At 49.4% G+C, this 16,783-nt stretch carries 14 protein-coding genes; 5 read left to right on the forward strand and 9 right to left on the reverse strand.

All coding sequences use genetic code 11. The features are described from left to right. Positions 1 to 15: 15 nt before the first annotated feature. Both rbfA and AB1552_00110 read left to right on the forward strand, forming a co-directional pair. Positions 16 to 375 carry a 30S ribosome-binding factor RbfA gene (gene rbfA, locus AB1552_00105; protein ID MEW6052179.1) on the forward strand — a complete coding sequence of 120 codons (360 nt, stop codon included), beginning with the start codon at positions 16 to 18 and terminating at the stop codon, positions 373 to 375. Then, positions 359 to 1,306: a bifunctional oligoribonuclease/PAP phosphatase NrnA gene (locus tag AB1552_00110; GenBank protein MEW6052180.1), complete on the forward strand. Its 948-nt coding sequence runs from the start codon at positions 359 to 361 to the stop codon at positions 1,304 to 1,306. The genes rbfA and AB1552_00110 overlap by 17 nt, the downstream gene beginning before the upstream one ends. A 45-nt stretch (positions 1,307 to 1,351) precedes the next feature. Here AB1552_00110 and AB1552_00115 read toward each other — a convergent pair whose 3' ends face one another. From AB1552_00115 to dnaJ, 5 genes are all read right to left on the reverse strand, one after another. Further along, positions 1,352 to 1,801 (reverse strand): response regulator, encoded by a 450-nt coding sequence (locus AB1552_00115; protein MEW6052181.1) that lies wholly within the window; start codon positions 1,799 to 1,801, stop codon positions 1,352 to 1,354. Positions 1,802 to 1,870: 69 nt separating this feature from the next. Further along, on the reverse strand, positions 1,871 to 4,363 hold the full coding sequence (locus AB1552_00120; protein MEW6052182.1) for a PAS domain S-box protein: 2,493 nt from the start codon (positions 4,361 to 4,363) through the stop codon (positions 1,871 to 1,873). A 105-nt stretch (positions 4,364 to 4,468) separates the two neighbouring features. Beyond that, positions 4,469 to 7,111: an ATP-dependent chaperone ClpB gene (gene clpB, locus AB1552_00125; protein MEW6052183.1), complete on the reverse strand. Its 2,643-nt coding sequence runs from the start codon at positions 7,109 to 7,111 to the stop codon at positions 4,469 to 4,471. A 137-nt stretch (positions 7,112 to 7,248) separates the two neighbouring features. Next, entirely contained in the window at positions 7,249 to 7,599 is a 351-nt protein-coding gene (locus AB1552_00130) for a MerR family transcriptional regulator (protein MEW6052184.1), read from the reverse strand. Next, positions 7,596 to 8,687 carry a molecular chaperone DnaJ gene (gene dnaJ, locus AB1552_00135; protein ID MEW6052185.1) on the reverse strand — a complete coding sequence of 364 codons (1,092 nt, stop codon included), beginning with the start codon at positions 8,685 to 8,687 and terminating at the stop codon, positions 7,596 to 7,598. The genes AB1552_00130 and dnaJ overlap by 4 nt, the downstream gene beginning before the upstream one ends. Before the next feature lie 199 nt (positions 8,688 to 8,886). On the opposite strand from dnaJ, the gene AB1552_00140 reads away from it, so the two are divergent. After that, a complete protein-coding gene (locus AB1552_00140; GenBank protein ID MEW6052186.1) occupies positions 8,887 to 9,336 on the forward strand; it encodes a response regulator in 450 nt (149 codons plus the stop codon). 94 nt (positions 9,337 to 9,430) lie between these two features. Next, the gene (locus AB1552_00145) at positions 9,431 to 9,997 is read left to right on the forward strand and encodes an HD domain-containing protein (GenBank protein MEW6052187.1); all 567 of its coding nucleotides are present in this window, start codon (positions 9,431 to 9,433) and stop codon (positions 9,995 to 9,997) included. 70 nt (positions 9,998 to 10,067) lie between these two features. Here the strand turns inward: AB1552_00145 and AB1552_00150 are convergent, their stop codons facing one another. The 3 genes from AB1552_00150 to truA all read right to left on the reverse strand — a co-directional run bounded on the left by AB1552_00150 (position 10,068) and on the right by truA (position 14,303). Then, positions 10,068 to 10,595 (reverse strand): YIP1 family protein, encoded by a 528-nt coding sequence (locus tag AB1552_00150; GenBank protein ID MEW6052188.1) that lies wholly within the window; start codon positions 10,593 to 10,595, stop codon positions 10,068 to 10,070. A 75-nt stretch (positions 10,596 to 10,670) separates the two neighbouring features. Then, complete coding sequence (locus tag AB1552_00155) at positions 10,671 to 13,349, reverse strand: UPF0182 family protein (GenBank protein ID MEW6052189.1); 2,679 nt, start codon at positions 13,347 to 13,349, stop codon at positions 10,671 to 10,673. A 168-nt stretch (positions 13,350 to 13,517) separates the two neighbouring features. Then, on the reverse strand, positions 13,518 to 14,303 hold the full coding sequence (gene truA / locus AB1552_00160) for a tRNA pseudouridine(38-40) synthase TruA (protein ID MEW6052190.1): 786 nt from the start codon (positions 14,301 to 14,303) through the stop codon (positions 13,518 to 13,520). An 89-nt stretch (positions 14,304 to 14,392) separates the two neighbouring features. Between truA and AB1552_00165 the strand changes: the two genes are divergently transcribed. Beyond that, a complete protein-coding gene (locus AB1552_00165) occupies positions 14,393 to 15,463 on the forward strand; it encodes an Sfum_1244 family protein (protein ID MEW6052191.1) in 1,071 nt (356 codons plus the stop codon). Here AB1552_00165 and AB1552_00170 read toward each other — a convergent pair. After that, positions 15,455 to 16,762 (reverse strand): HD domain-containing phosphohydrolase, encoded by a 1,308-nt coding sequence (locus AB1552_00170; GenBank protein ID MEW6052192.1) that lies wholly within the window; start codon positions 16,760 to 16,762, stop codon positions 15,455 to 15,457. The genes AB1552_00165 and AB1552_00170 overlap by 9 nt on opposite strands. Positions 16,763 to 16,783 lie beyond the last annotated feature (21 nt).

Here is a 16,783-nt window from a genome sequence, read left to right on the forward strand (position 1 = left end):
GATTTTTAACTGAACATGCTTCCTTATAAAAGATCCCAGAGAGTCAGCGATCTTCTCAGAGAAGAGGTGGCTGACATCATCATATACAAGCTGAAAGACCCGAGAATCGGTTTTGTGACGGTCACCGGTGTTGATGTGACGGATGACCTGAAAATGGCGTTCATTTATATCAGTATCTTCAAAGAAGAAGCAAAGGAGGCCACTCTCGGTATTCTGAACGCAGCCAAAAGCTTTGTCAGGTCAGAGCTTGCAAAAAGGCTCAGGATGAAAACCATCCCCAGCATCGAGTTCAGGCTCGATACCTCAATCGATTACGGGAACAGGATAGAAGAGCTCCTGAACGAGATAAGGAAAAAAGATGAAGGTTCCTCCTGAACTCATCGCGTTCCTGAAAGAACAGGACAACTTCTTTATCGCAACCCATATTAATCCGGAGGCTGATGCGCTTGGGTCAGCAATCGCGCTTTCAATGGCGCTGGATTCTCTCGGGAAATCAACCCTCGTATATGACCGGGATACGGTGCCCGAGTTTTACCGTTTTTTGCCCGGCAATGCACGGTTCATCCACACAACCAGTGATATTCAGACATCTGCATGTAACCTTGTGCTGCTCGACTGCAATACCCCTGAACGGGCAGGAATCGATGGGATACCTTTTAAGTATTCTGCGGTCATAGACCATCACGAAACAGAAGCAGACTTCGGGGATTTAAAATGGGTGGCGCCTGACGTTGCCGCCACAGGGATTATGATATTTCATCTTCTGAAAGAGATGGGAATACCGTTTTCGCGGGACATTGCGGTCAACCTCTACTCCGCCATTGCCATTGATACGGGCACATTCAGATATGACAACACAACCGCCGGTGTTCTGAGGGTTGCAGCAGAGCTCATAGATGCAGGAGCAGATCCTTCGCTTGTGGCATGCAGCCTGTATGAAACCTGGTCTGAAAGAAGATTCCGTCTGCTGATATCAGCGCTGAACACACTCGAAATACGGGACGGAATTGCCTTCACCTGTGTGACACAGGACATGTTCAGGGCAACCGGCACGAATGCTGAAGACACCGAGAATTTTCCCGGCTTTCCGCGGATGATGAAGGATGTCAGGATATCCGCGTTCTTCAGGGAAATCGGGGAGAATTACTGGAAAGTAAGTCTGCGTTCACGGGGGAAGGTGAATGTTGCGGCGGTCGCCCTCCATTTCGGCGGGGGAGGACATAAGAACGCTGCAGGGTTCAGAATAAAGGCGGATTTGGAATCCGCCAAACGATCTCTGCTGGACCAGGCAGAGAACCTCGCGTAACCTGTTCCGTACCATGCACTTTGATATTTTGAAGAAATCAGTGCCTTATTGCTCGGGATGTTTTGGGGGAGCTTCGTTCAGGACAAGCCAGTACAATCCGAGTTGTCCCACGGTTTCCACAAACTCATCGAATTTCACCGGCTTGCGGATATAGCTGTTGGCACCCAGCTTATATCCTGCAATCAGATCGCTTTCTTCCTTTGATGATGTCAGGATCACCACCGGCAGGAGCTGTGTCCTTTCATCCTCACGGATGCGTTTTAACACCTCAAGCTCATCGATTTTCGGCAGTTTCAGGTCAAGAAGTATGAGCTCAGGCAAAATGCTCGTGTCACGCCCCTGAAAAGCGCCTGTGCCGAAAAGATAATCAAGGGCTTCAACGCCATCGGTTGCAACTATGAGTTCATTCAGGATATTGTTTTTCTTGAAGGCACGGAGCGTTAAATCGACATCGTCAGGGTTGTCTTCAACCAGTAAAATAATCCTTTGGTACATGGTATCCCCCTCCCCGGAAACCTCCGCCTATCAACGGTTATGGAGAATTTTTGCACAAATTATACCTCATTACAGTGCAAAATAAAATGTTGCTCCCCTTCCCTCCTCGCTTTCAGCCCACACCTGTCCTCCGTGACGCTGGATAATCCGGTAAACAATCGCAAGGCCGACCCCTGTCCCCGGAAATTCTGCCTGGGTATGGAGACGCTGAAACGGATCGAACAGTTTCACGGCATACTTCATGTTAAACCCTGCACCGTTGTCGCGAATGAAGCAGACTTTTCTCTCTTTGTACTCTGTGGTACCGAACTGAATCAACGGTTCCGTGTTCCTGGCCGAAAACTTCCAGGCATTATTCAGCAGATTTTCGAGCATGATCCGCAGCAAACGGAAATCACCGTTTACTATCACACCATCCTCGATGACACACTTCATGTCACGCCCGGGATGTGCTGCCATAAGGTCAGCGGTGATGGCTCTGACGAGCGCACTGAGGTCAACTTCCTCATGTTTCATTTCATACCGGGCAACCCTGGACAGGTTCAGCATGTCGTCAATCAGTTGTCCCATGTGCTGGCTTGCCCTGCGGATGCGCTGAAGGTAGTCAATGCCCTCCGTGTCCAGCCTGTCAGCAAAGTCTTCCTGGATTGCCTGGCTAAAGCCGTCTATGCTCCTCAGGGGAGCACGGAGGTCGTGGGATACGGAATAACTGAACGCCTCCAGTTCTCTGTTTGCTGTCTCAAGCTGTCTCGTCCGGAGTGCAACACGCTGCTCCAGTTCCTCATTCAGGGCATGGAGTTCCTCCTCTGTCTTTTTTCGTTTGCTGATATCTATTCCTGTCCCGATCAGGTAGCTGTGGGTACTGGAAACAAAACGCAGCCCTGTGAAGAAATAAGGAGTCCTGCTTCCGTCCTTTGACACCAAATTCGCTTCAATTACTGATTCACCCTGGGCAAAGACTTCTTCGACAGCCTTCCCAATCAGAATATTTTCCTCACCGGCAAAAAATTCCAGGGGACTCATGCGTGATATCTCTTCAGATGAATACCCGGAGACTGCCTCCAGATTCCGGTTCCATCGAAGGAACCGATTGTTCTCGTCAAAAAGATAAAAGACTCCCGGCAGGCTGTTGATCACTGAGTCAGAGAGTTTCTTTTCTTCAAGGATCCTGAATTCAGCCTCTTTGCGCTCGCTGATTTCGCGTATGATGCTCTGGAAATATTTTTTCCCCTCGATCTCGATCAGCCGGGCACTGACTTCCACAGGAAATACCGTCTTATCCTTTTTCTGATGGTACGTCTCATATACAAGACCACCAGACTCATGCAGTTCCCTTAGGCGGTAGTCCAGATCCGATAACGCCTCCGAGGCCCGTATATCCTGTATATTCATCTGCAGCAGTTCATCCCGGGAATACCCGTAGGCTGAGACCGCCCGTTCGTTTACCTCAGTAAGGCGTCCGTTTGTATCCATAAGCAGGATGATGTCATTGGCATATTTGGTCAGGTACTCATAGTGCTGTATGAGCGCAACCCTTTCCAGTTCCGCCTCATACTGCTGACGATAAAAACTTGCCCGCTGGTTTCTCCAGATAAACCCGAGCACCGCTCCTGCACTAATAATAAACACGTTTACCAGCACGAGCGTAAACCAGAAATGTTCGCGGACCGTTGCAAAGACCTCATCCTGATCAACCTTGGCTATCAGAAACCATGGAGAATCCGGGATCATCCTCGTTGCTACGAGCACGGGGACTCCCCGGTAGTCAATGCCCTCTGCCACTCCTTCAATCCCTCCCCTGACCATGGCCAGCACGTGATCCTTTCCAGGGTCAGATACACGGAGATCCAACGCCGTGTTCTTCCTGTGCCTGAGTTCATTCAGATAGACGATTTCATTGTCTTCCCTGCGGACCATTATTGTCTCGGCAGTGGCACTGCCCGTTGGCCATGATTGGATAAGCGCATAAAGGAACTCCTGCGGATCAATCCGCAGCAGGAAGGCCCCGATTGGAACATTCTTCTGTCTATGGGAAGCTACAACCGGCACCACAAGAGTAAGCCTGATAAGATTCGTGGTCTTGCTCCTGTACAGGTCTGAGAAGACCACCTGCCTCTTTTGGAGCGCCTCCGCTGCCAGCCGTTTTGCATCAGGGCCAAGCATTTCCTTTTCGCCAGTCGCCGATATCCGGATATTTCCCGTTCCATCAAGAAGCAGGATATTATGATATGAATACTGTTGCTTAAAGCACTGCAGCCAGTTCAGTATTTCCCGTTCATGCAACGCTGTCCCGGGGCGCTCAAGAAATTCCCTCACATAGTCGTTCATTAACCGGTTGCCAAAGATAATTCCTGCATCACCCAGCCGCTCCTTCCGCCAGTTTGCGATCTGGTTAACCTTCAGGTCAGCGATTGCCGCAAGTTCATCCTGTTTCCCCAGCCTGATATGTTCCCTCTGGTGGACATAATACTGATATCCGGCAAGACAGAAACTGACAGAGAGAATACAAAAGATGAGAATCAGATGATACGGGATAGCCTGATATCGGGTTTTCTGCGACATAGTATAATTGTAGCAGAGACTACTGTTCCGTGAGTGACGATGCTTAAAAAAATTGTTTAGTCAACGCGATCAATCAGGAGCTATCCATCAATAGCTGCGGACCGGCTATGCCCGGACTTCTACAGCTGACTCTTTGGAGAAGGTGAGCCGCTCCTCGTCAAAGCCGACCACAACCGTATCCCCTTCCCTGAATGTCCGGTCAAGGATCTTCATTGCAAGGGGATTAAGGATTTCCTTCTGCAACGCCCTCTTCAGCGGTCTTGCCCCGAAAATGGGATCAAACCCGATATCCGCAAAATATTCCTTTGCACTGTCTGTTAGCTGCACTTCCACATTCTTCTCCCTGATGAACCGCTTCATCCTGTCGACCTGTATTGCGACAATCTGCTTGAGAATATCCCTGGTCAACGGATTGAATACCAGGACCTCATCGACCCTGTTCAGGAATTCAGGCCTGAAAAACATCTTCAGGTCTGCCATGATTTTCTCCTTCAATTCCTCGTTGTTGATAACCCAGTAGGCATCAGGTCTCTTTGCCCTTTCTTCGAGCATTTCCTGTATATGTCCACTGCCGATATTCGATGTCATGATCACCACACTGTTCCTGAAGTCGACCGTCCTGCCGTGGCTGTCCGTAAGCCTTCCGTCATCAAGAAGCTGCAGCAGGAGATTGAATACCTCCGGATGCGCCTTTTCAACCTCATCGAACAGGACTACTGAATACGGTTTCCTTCGCACAGCCTCTGTGAGTTGTCCTCCCTCTTCGTAGCCCACATATCCGGGAGGTGCTCCGATAAGCCGTGAGACCGTATGCCGTTCCTGATATTCAGACATGTCTATCCTGACCATCGCATTTTCATCATCGAATAAAAATTCCGCAAGGGCCCGCGCCAGTTCGGTCTTCCCTACGCCGGTCGGCCCGAGGAATATGAATGATCCGATAGGTCTGTTGGGATCCTGTATTCCCGCACGCGCCCTTCTCACGGCATTTGATACGGCTTCAACCGCTTCATCCTGTCCTACAACTCTCTGCCTGAGGCGCTCGTCCATGTGAATGAGTTTCTGTACCTCGCCCTCAAGCATACGGCTGACCGGTATCCCGGTCCATTTGGAAACAACCTCTGCAATATCCTCTTCGTCAACTTCTTCCTTGAGCATCTTCCTTCTCGTTTGGGCATCAAGAAGCTTCCTGTTGTCGTCATCAAGCGCTTTCTGGAGCTCAGGCAGTTTCCCGTATTTCAGCTCTGCTGCCTTTGCAAGGTCCCCTTCGCGTTCAGCCCTCTCGGTCTCTGTCTTCGTCTTTTCGATCTGCTCCTTGTGTCCCCTGATACCGGCAATGATTTCCTTCTCGCTCATCCACTGCGCCCTCAACTCATTACGTTTCACCTGGAGCTCAGCTATTTCCCTTTTTATCTTGTCGAGTTTCTCCCTTGATTCCTTTGAATCCTCCTTCATCACCGCCTGTTTCTCGATCTCGTACTGCCGCAGTTTTCTTTCTATCTCATCCAGCTCGATCGGCATGCTGTCAATCTCCATCCTGAGTTTCGATGCAGACTCATCAATAAGGTCGATCGCCTTGTCCGGAAGGAACCGGTCGGTAATATAGCGGTTCGAAAGAACTGCAGCAGCGATCAGCGCGGCATCTTTTATCTTGACCCCGTGGTGGACCTCATAGCGCTCTTTCAGTCCCCGCAGGATAGAAATCGTATCCTCAACACCCGGCTCCTTAATCAGGATGGGCTGGAACCTTCTCTCGAGTGCAGGGTCTTTTTCGATATGCTTCCTGTACTCATCAATTGTCGTCGCGCCGACGCACCTGAGATCGCCCCTTGCGAGTGCAGGCTTGAGCATGTTTGATGCATCAATCGCACCCTCTGCTGCACCGGCTCCCACAAGGGTATGCAGTTCATCGATAAAAAGGATGACCCTGCCCTCTGCCTGTTCAATATCCTTGAGTACAGCCTTCAGCCTGTCCTCGAACTCGCCCCTGAATTTTGACCCCGCGACAATAGCGCCCATGTCGAGGGCTACCACTTTCTTCTGCTTCAGTGTTTCAGGTACGTCTCCTGCAACGATTCGCTGCGCAAGCCCCTCAGCGATGGCGGTCTTCCCGACGCCCGGTTCCCCGATCAGAACAGGGTTATTTTTTGTCCTCCGGGAAAGCACCTGGATGATTCTTCTTATTTCGTCATCCCTCCCTATGACCGGGTCGAGCTTTCCTTTTTGCGCGAGTTCGGTAAGATCACGGCTGAACCGTTTCAGCGCCTGATATTTGTCTTCCGGATTTGGGTCTATAACACGCTGAGCCCCTCTGATCTCTCTCATTGCAGCACGCGCCTTATCTGCTGTTGCGCCATACCGTGTTAACAGGTCAGAGCATGGTCCGCCTATTGAAATAAGCGCGATAAGAAGATGTTCTACGCTGACATATTCATCCTGCAGATGGCCTGCGCTTTTTCGGGCATTCTCGAAAACTTCCTTCAGTCTCGGTGAAATATACATCTGCCCTACAGGTGTCGCCCCGACTACCTTGGGAAATCTGTCAACCGCCCCTTCAGAATCCTTGCGGAGCATTTCGATATTGACCCCGATCTGTCTCAGTATCTGAGAGGCAACTCCTTCCTCATCTGCAAGGAGAGCCCAAAGGAGATGCTCAGCGTCTATCTGCTGGTTCCCTTTTCTCTCGGCAAACTGCTTCGCCTCCTGTACCGCCTCCTGGCTCTTTATGGTAAATTTTTCCATACAAATCCTCCTTTATCTGAACTGCTTCCTATCCTTTCGGGACTGCAGAAACAATTTCTTTCTGTACTGCATGCATTTCTACTGCATACGGTATTCAATTGCATAGTCTCCGGGTTCGTGCGGTCGCCAGATGCAGGACCACGTTATTCCTCACGAAAAATCCTTTTTACCCTTTTAACAAACTCTCTTCTTGTATCGTCTTCAAGATAATGCAACATCTCTTCCATTTCTCTCTGGAAGGCCTCAAGCCTGTGTCTGAGCCTCAGGATAATCTCCACCCCTGACCTGTTTACGCCGAGTTCCCGTGTCAGCCGGAGAATCATTGCGAGTTTTTCAACATCCTCCTGGGAATAGAGTCTTGACCTCTTTGTCCTGTGAGGGGTTATCAGGCCTTCCCGCTCATACAGCCTGAGGGTCTGGGGATGCACCTTGAGCATCCTCGATACCACGCTGATCATATAAACAGGCTGTTTTTTGTCTCTGGAATCAATCATCGTCTCAACAGCCCCTTTCTTGGATCCTCTTTATATAGCGCTGCAACCTGTTTGATCGCATCTTTTGCGCCGCTGTCCAAATCCTTCGGAACAACGATTTTTATATCCACATACTGGTTTCCCCTCACGCCGGTCTTCGGGTTCGGGAAACCCTTTCCTGAAAGCTTCAACCGTTGTCCTCCCTGCACTCCTGCGGGCAATGTCATCGCGGCGATACCATCGATAGTCGGGACTTCGATCCTTGCACCGAGCACCGCCTCGCCGAAGGTAACCGGAAGGTCAAGGAAAATATCCTCCCCCTTCCGTTTAAAGGTGGGATGCGGCCTTACGGTTATCTCTATCAACAGGTCTCCTGCAGGGCCGCCGCCTTCTCCTGCCCCCCCTTTTCCCCGTATTTTGACCCTTGATCCGGTGTCCGCACCTCTCGGTATCTTGACCTTCAGGGTTTCAGCCTGAATTGTTTTTCCCTGCCCGCCACATGCTCCGCAGACCCTGGTTATTTTCCTTCCTGTGCCTCCGCATGCACTGCACGCCTGGGACATCTTGAAAAACCCTTTTGAGGTCTGTGTGCTCCCAGTCCCCTTGCATGCACTGCACGCCTGGGACGATTCAGCACCGGTGCCGCCGCATTTTGGGCAGGGAACATGACGATTGAACACAATCTGCTTCGTTACTCCGGAAAATGCCTCTTCAAGTGTGAGTTCAAGTCCCATAAGCAAGTCCGAACCTTTGCCAAAATGCGTTTCTGTCCTCCCCCGGGCCCCGAAGAGGTCGGAAAAAACGTCCCCAAAGCTCCCGAAGTCAAAGGTCTCGCGCTGACCATATGTCCTGAAGCCTTCAAATCCCGGCCCTCCGGCCCCGAACGGTGAACTGCCGAACTGGTCATACTCTGCCCTCTTTTTCGCATCTCTTAGCACCTCATACGCCTCATTCACTTCCTTGAATTTCTGTTCAGCCACCTTGTCACCGGGATTGAGGTCGGGATGATACTTGCGGGCGAGTTTTCTGAATGCCTTTTTTATCTCATCCTGCGAGGAATTCTTGTCCACCCCGAGGACCCTGTAAAAGTCTTTCACATCAGAAGCCATTGTTCCTCCAATCAACTATCATATAATATAAGTTGAGTAACTTTTTGTCAAGTTAACTATAATGGTGTTAGTTATATCAGCGGAATACCTCTGCGGAAAAGAATTTGTTTTTTTGGGGTATATTCTGTGATAAACTTTAAACAGATTTGCTGCGGACTGCAGTATTTATCTCGTTCTGCAGTCGGCAAGAGGAGTCGCTTTGGACAGCATCGGTAATACAGGAAACCTGAACAGCCGCAGAGGGCATGGAATGCACACTGAACATGCCTTGAACATCCTCATCATGGATGATGATGAGATATTCTGCAACTTTATCAGCCGGGCATTGAACCGCCTGGGATACTATGTGCGTTTTGCCCCTGAAGGAGCAGAAGCGCTGCGTATGTATGAAAAAGCGCGGAAAGATGGCGAGGCATTTGATGTGGTGATCCTGGATTTGAAAATACAGCAGGGGATGGATGGCAGTGAAGCTATCGGGAAATTCCTTGAATCCGATCCTGATGTGCGGGCGATTGTTTCGAGCGGTTACTCGAATGACCCGATGATGCTCAATTACCGTGAGTATGGATTCCGCGGAGTCCTCGCAAAACCATACAGCATTGATGACCTGTGCACCACAGTTGCAAATGTGCTCCAGGTCAAACCATAAGTTTGAGGGATAGATACTGCAGCATAAGTTGCAGCGTGCGTCATTTCCCTCCAGAATTGCGGATGCGAATTGATCCACGTATCTCTGTAAGCGCATGGACCCGATACACATCATAAACAAATACTACCGTCCCGAATCAAATGCCTACAATTTTCTTGTACAGCACAGCAGGATGGTTGCAGAAAAAGCCTCACTGATCGCCGGGAGACTGAAGCAACCTGCTCCTGATATGGAGTTTATCAGGGAGGCTTCCATGCTGCATGATATCGGGATAGTGCTGACTGATGAACCCCGTATCGGATGTTTTGGCACAAAACCCTATATCTGCCATGGATACCTCGGCAGGGAAATCCTCGAAAAAGAAGGGCTGCCCAGACACGCCCTGGTCTGTGAGAGACACATCGGAACAGGATTATCACTTGCGGATATCGAAGAGCACGGTCTGCCTGTTCCGAAACGGGATATGAGACCTGTATCGGTTGAGGAGCAGATCATCTGTTTTGCCGACAAGTTTTTTTCGAAGAGCCCGGAATTCCTGCGCGCAGAAAAGCCGCTTGAAAGGGTAAAGCAGGATATCGCAAAATTCGGGGAAATGCACCTCCGCCAGTTTGAAGATTGGCTGAATATCTTTTGTGGTATGGAGGATGAAACCCGGGGATAAGAGATGATACTGTATTTGTCCTGCTGCTTCCGCACATCATGAAAATCGGGGGCAAACAGGAAAAGAGAAACTACCCCGGAGTTTTCCTAAAAAGAGAAAACAGTACCACAAGGAATACCACCTGGATAATCCATCCTATGATACAGACGACAACTGCCCGAAGGGTGCTCTGATAATCAAGGGCCTGCCTGACCGCGATGACCATGGCAACAAACATCCATACAGAGGCACCAAACATGATGATTTCCGCAATACCGGGAATAATGCCCAGCACCCGGATAATGCCGGGCGAGCTTGAAAAACCCGTAGTGCGGAGCAGTTCGGCGGGTGTCGCACTGGTCTGCCGCTCAGGGAGTATTTTTGTGCCGACGAAATATGTGAGATAGGCCCACACAAACCATCCGGTCACCGCTCCCATGGTGCCGACCAGCATTCCGCTGAAGCCACCATAATGAAACGTCCCGATACCGGCTGCAATGCCGGAAAGAACCACGACCGCCATTGCCTGACCAAGCGCGCCTGCATCAGCTTCAACTTCTTCATACAGGCCTGCATCCAATCTGGCTGCCCTGATAATCCGGTTTCTGAATACCGTCATTGAATCACTTTATCCTGGAACAGGCCCCTGTATCATATGAAGATATCGCTATAAAACCTGTCATGCCGGAGGTCTTCATTTCACCATCTTTTTCAGAATCTGGCCGAGTTTCCTGAGTTCTTCCCCATATCCTGCCCAATTACCCTGTCGCAGCATTTCATTCAGTCGTTCATATGTGCTGACAGCATCCCTGGCAAGATTATGAAACGACGTTTTTTCATCCGGAAGTCCTGTCTCTCTGGAAACCGGTGCAACCCTCCCCCCGAAAAGCCTCTGAAGGCCGAGTTCCAGATTTTCTTCCATGACCACATTGTTCTCAAAGGCAAGAATAACCCTCCTGAGCTCGGGCAGCCCCCCTTTATCTTCAGCCGCGAGGTACAGGGGCTGCACATACAGAAGGGAACTCTCTATGGGAATGATGAGAAGACTCCCGCGAATAACCTGTGAACCCCGCTGCCCCCACAAGGTCAGCTGCTGGGAAATATAGGAATCCTGATCAATACGGGCATCGATCTGCCGGGGACCGAATACGAGTCTGTCCCTCGGAAACGTATATACAATGAGATTGCCGTAATTCGGCTCATCACATCGTCCCGCGATCCAGGCGGCCAGGTTGTCCCTCTTTGAAGGCGTGTAAGGTAAAAGCAGGATATATTCTTCCTTTTTCTCTCCGGGAAGCTTCATGATGGTATAATAAGGCTCTATCGCCTCATCGCCATACGCAGGGATTTCCCACAGATCCTCTTTGTTATAAAAGACCTTCGGGTCAGTCATGTGGTACGTGGAGAACATGGAAGCCTGTATCTGGAGAAAACCCTTCGGATATCTGATATGCGTCCTGAGGTCGCTGTCCAGTTCCGACAGGGGAAGAAAGACCTTCGGGAAAATCGCACTGTAGACTTTGATAAGAATGTCATTCGGGTCACTCACGTAAAAATTGACCGTCCCGTTGTAGGCATCGACAACGACCTTTACGGAATTTCTTATATAATTGATCTTTGAATTCAGCGGCTTTGAATAGGGAACCATGTGCGAAACAGTATACGCATCGATAATCCAGAACAGTCTGCCGTCCTGAGAAACCACGACGTAGGGGTCTGAATCATACATGAGAAAAGGAGCAATCTTCCGGGCGCGATCAATGATATTCCTGTAATATAAGATCCTGCTTCCGGAGATGATATCGGAGGAAAGAAGGATTTTTTCAGACTGGAAGTTCATGGCAAAAACAGCCTTTTTCATGACAGAGGAGAGTTCTACCCCTCCTTTGCCTTCATAAGAGGTGTAAATGTTTCCTTCTGATGTCGGATAATTGAATTCGGGAGCTTTCGTCTTTACCACTACATAGTCGCTGGACAATTCGCCGTAATATATTTCCGGCCTTGTAATTTTCAGATCAGATGCAGATACAGGCGGGATGTCCTTGATGATGAACTCCGGCAGACCTTCCCTCGATATCCTGCTGACCGGTCCCATCGATATCCCGAATCCGTGAGTAAACACGATCTTTTCATTGATCCATGATCTGCTGGGAAGGTTGTCGTAAGAGAGTTCCCTCGGAGACAGCATTACCTGCATATACTCGCCGTTGATCGTATACCGGTCATTATCCACGTCCTTGAAACTGTAATACGTCCTTATCTGCTGAAGCTGGCTGTATGTCCTCAGGATCGGGGTATCATCCCAAAGCCGGATGTTCTTGATCGTGGCGTTATTCCGTACGATGTCCTGTGCCGTCAGATTATATGAGACATCGAAGGGACTGACCATTATCCCCTCGAGGTCATAGCCGAACCGGGTAAATTTAATATGGTTTTCGATAAACTGTTTCTCGAGTTCGAGTTCGTTCGGTGTGACTTTGAGATTCTGCAGCAGCGCCGGATATCCGAGGAATCCCGCGATATAGACGAGAACCGTAATCACTGAAGGTACGAACATCATTTTCCATGAGCCCTTGTATGCACCGATGATCAAAAGAATCCCGCTCAGTGCTGTCAGGACGGTCAGCATTTTCAGGACAAACAGCCGCGCATGAATGTCTGCATAGCCTGCGCCGAAAATAATGCCGTGCGGGGAATAAAGAAGGTTGAACTGATCAAGGTAGAATCCGAACGCAATGTTGAAAAGAAACAGTCCGCCGAGGATTCCTGCGTGGAGCTTCACCCTCCTGTCAATCGAGACCTGCCTCTCCTGCAGAATTATCCCGCCTCTGAGGATATAGTTAAAGGAGACAAGAAAAAACGTCATGAAGATGACGAGGCTGAGGAAATTCTTTATGGAAGCATACCAGGGGAACGAAAAAAGATAAAACCCGATATCCTTTCCGAAGACCGGGTCATTGAGCCCCACACCTGTACGGTTCTGAAAAAGCAAGAACTCATTCCAGAGAGAGCTTCCCAGAGCGCCTGCATATACACTGGCTAACCCCCCGAGGATGAAGGTGAGCGGCTTTATCCATTTTGCCAGCGACGCAAGATCGAACGCCACTCTTGTCTGCCCGTCGAAAAAAAGCTCGACAGGAGCAAATTGTGCTCTGTTTACATAGGTAATATTGACCATGATGAACGCAAGGGCAAAAACCCCGCATATCAGCCCCAGCGCGACCCTGGCCGAGATGACTTTCATGAATATGCTCTCATAGCCGACCTCCTGAAAAAAAAGCCAGTCGGTATAAAGGCCGACTACTGCTCCTCCGAAAAGAAAAAGCAGAAAAGACAAGCCTGCAATCAGATAAAAGGTTCTTCTTTGTTTCATTTTTCCTCCACTAGACTGTCTAATACATGCAATTGAACAAAAACAGGAAGAATGCGAAATGGTTTTCAGGATTTTTCACATATGCAAGAACACTTACATTATATCTGAATCCTGCAAATCTTGCCAGCCTTTCACGACATCTCTTTGATAACCTTTTTTACGATACGTTCAATAGTCGATCCTTTCCAGAAAAAGCCCGTGAGCGGGAGCGGTTTGTCCCGCACGCCTTCTGTCTCCGGATATAAGGATTTCCCTGATCCTTTCAGTCCGGATTCTTCCCCTTCCGACCTCAACAAGCGTCCCGACAATATTCCTTACCATGTGCCTGAGAAATCCGTTCGCTTCGATACTGATTTTAATAAAGTTGCCTCTCATCACCGCGGTCATGAAGTCCATCGTCTCGAGACGCTCAATGTGCAATGAAAAGATCTTCCTTACCGGGTTTCTGACATCACTCCCTGCCCCCATGAATGAGGAAAAATCATGCTCTCCGAGAAGCATCAGGGAAGCATCGGTCATCGCTCCGACATCAATATGCTGCCTGACAAGCCATGAATATCGTGAGAGAAAGGCGGACGATGTGTACTGGTTTGTGATGAGGTAAAAATAGCTTTTCTGCTTTGCGTCTTCCCGCGGATGGAATGAAGCGTCTGTCTCGGATGCATCGAGAATTCTGATATCCTGAGGGAGAACAGCATTCATTGCTTTTTTTATCGTTGCAGGCTCAAGGAGTGAACCTGTTTTGAACGCAGCAACCTGTCCGAGGGCATGTACTCCCGCATCCGTTCTGCTGGCACCGGTTATCCTTGATTGCTCTCCGGTGACTCTGAAAATCCTGTCTTCAAGAATCCCCTGGAGAGTGACGCCTTCCTCCTGTATCTGCCAGCCGTGATATGCTGAGCCGTCGTACTCAATCAGCATTCTGATTCTTTTCATGATCTGAAATATTACCACTCCATCTCCATTCCCGCAATCTCCTGACTGCGCACCAATAGATGCAACGCAAATGATTTCTTCTGCTACAATAATGAGAGAGGGTCACAATGATCAATATCGATACGCTCGCCGCACAGATAAAAGCCAACTGCAACATTTCCGATGCCCGGCACTGGGGATCATATTCTCTGTGCGGTCTACTCCTGAGATTGCGGGAGCTTTACCGTTCAGAAATGGGCATACAGTTGTGGGAACAGATTCATCCTGAGGATGTCGGGAGATGGATTACCGACAGGGAGGCTCTCTGGAAAACGCTCGAAAACAAGGATTTTGGGAAGATCTCGTTTAACGGGAACGTATACGACCCTTTCGAGGTCGAAGCGATCAATGCGGAACTGGAAAGAGACAGGCTGATATACGGCGCGGGGTTCGGCATACACATGAAACCCGTGTTCTTTCTTGCAGACCTTGTGGCCAAAGATCGCGCCGACGGGCTTACTGTCTATAAAGCGGGCAGGGAGTATGCGAGGGATCTATCCGATCACCCCGCCATGCTGCAGGACATGTCCATATTTGCGAGGGGAGAACCGATCAGGCATCTCATTTGGGGGAAATTCGAGGAAATGAGATGCAGGGGGTCACATGGGGCACTCGCGTACGCATTCCTCAAATACGGCATCACGCCAGCAGAGGAACCCTCAGAGGATACCGACAGGAAGATATCCCGGGTTGCACGGTCTGAGCTGGAAACATATATTCATCATGAACTGGGTGAGGCTTCTGAAGGAAAAAGAATCGGAGGAGACTGGAAGAACCTGCTGTTCCTCATCCAGAATACAAAAACAGAAATCTTTGCACGGGCGGTTAAGGACATCCTTGCAGATACGTCCGAAAACGGGATGATGCATTACATTATCCGCAAAAAGAAGGAAGGATCACTCGGCTTTTATATCGTGTTCCTTGGCGGAGCCAGAAAAATCATATTTCCGGAAATACTTCCGGCATTCCGTCAATTCGCTGAAACAGGAGACTGGGAACTTATTGAAAGCGCCAGAAGAGCCGGGTACAGCAACGCATACGAGTATGTTGACAAACTGCTCTGTGCATACAGAACCAGGAAGGATGACGTGTCCCTGCAACAGGCAATCGAGCGGGAAATATTCGGCGGGTTACTCTAGATGCTCGGGAGAGATGTTGTTGACAAATACTTCGACCAGCCAGAAATCGAACTGCGTACCGGCATTGCGACTCAGTTCCTTTATCGCATCGTCGAAGCTGAGCGGGATCTTGTAGGATTCCTCGCTTATCATCGCGTCAAACGCCTCTGCAATCGCAATGATTCGTGCCTCGAGCGGAATGGCCTCTCCTTTGAGTCCCTTCGGATACCCTGAACCGTCATACCGCTCATGATGGTAAAGAATCAGGGGCGCAATGTCTGCATAGAAATTGATCGGCCGAATCATTTCATATCCGATGACCGGATGTCTTATATAATATTCTCCCTGATAATTTTCGTCTGCCCGGATTTTCAGAAATCCGACATCATGGAGAAGGCCGGCAAAATAGAGTCGCTTCTGATCTTCTTCAGACATGTTGATGGCCTTTGCCATAATGCTGCAGTACTTTGCCACACGCTTGGAATGTCCCGTCTTTTCGGGGATCTGGAAGTCTATCGCTTCAAGAAGAATGTCAGTGACGTGTATCTCATAATTTTTCTGATCCTCATAAAATTTTGCCTTTCCTATTGATACCGCAGCCTGGTCAGCCAGATAGGTAATCATTTCCTCGTCCCGGCTGCTGTAGGTGCCGGATTTTTTATTCAGGAGCTCTATGACACCGATAACGCCCGACCGTATTCTGAAGGGAACCGCAAGGACAGATCGTGTCTCATAGCCGGTTATTGCATCTACCGCAGGGTTATACCGGTCGTCTTTTCTTGCATTGGCTAAGCGGACAGGCATGCCCTTTTCCGCAACCCATCCTGCAATGCCCTCCCCCTTCGATATGGACTTCTCGATAAGTTCGCCTGACCTCGCACCCTTCACAATCTTGAATACGAGACTGTCGCTTTCGACCATCAGAATTGCCCCTGCGTCGGAATTCGTCATTGCAAGGGAATATTCCATTATTTTGTCGAGAATGATATCACTGTATGTTTCTTCCCTGAGTTCCCGGGTGATGTGAAGAATACTGTTCAGCCTGTTTCTGTATCGTTCTATGCTGTGCAGGATCTGCCGCGATACCACCCTCCACAGATAAAAGCCGATTGCTGTCAGAACGAGCACTATCACGACTATAAGGGTCACGGACACATCAGGCAGGAAATCCATAAATTCACTCGCCGGCTTGTAAAGGTACCTCATGATCACCGCAAGCAGGGTGACCACGATAAACGCAGCGATGCTGTTGAGAAGGCGTATCTTCTTTCTTACTTCAATGACAAACGGGATTTTCTCTTTATCAGCCTGTTCTGACATATAGTGAACTTTAATCGAAAC

The sequence above is a fragment of the Nitrospirota bacterium genome (genome assembly GCA_040754395.1).
In the GTDB taxonomy this organism is placed as follows: domain Bacteria; phylum Nitrospirota; class Thermodesulfovibrionia; order Thermodesulfovibrionales; family SM23-35; genus JBFMCL01.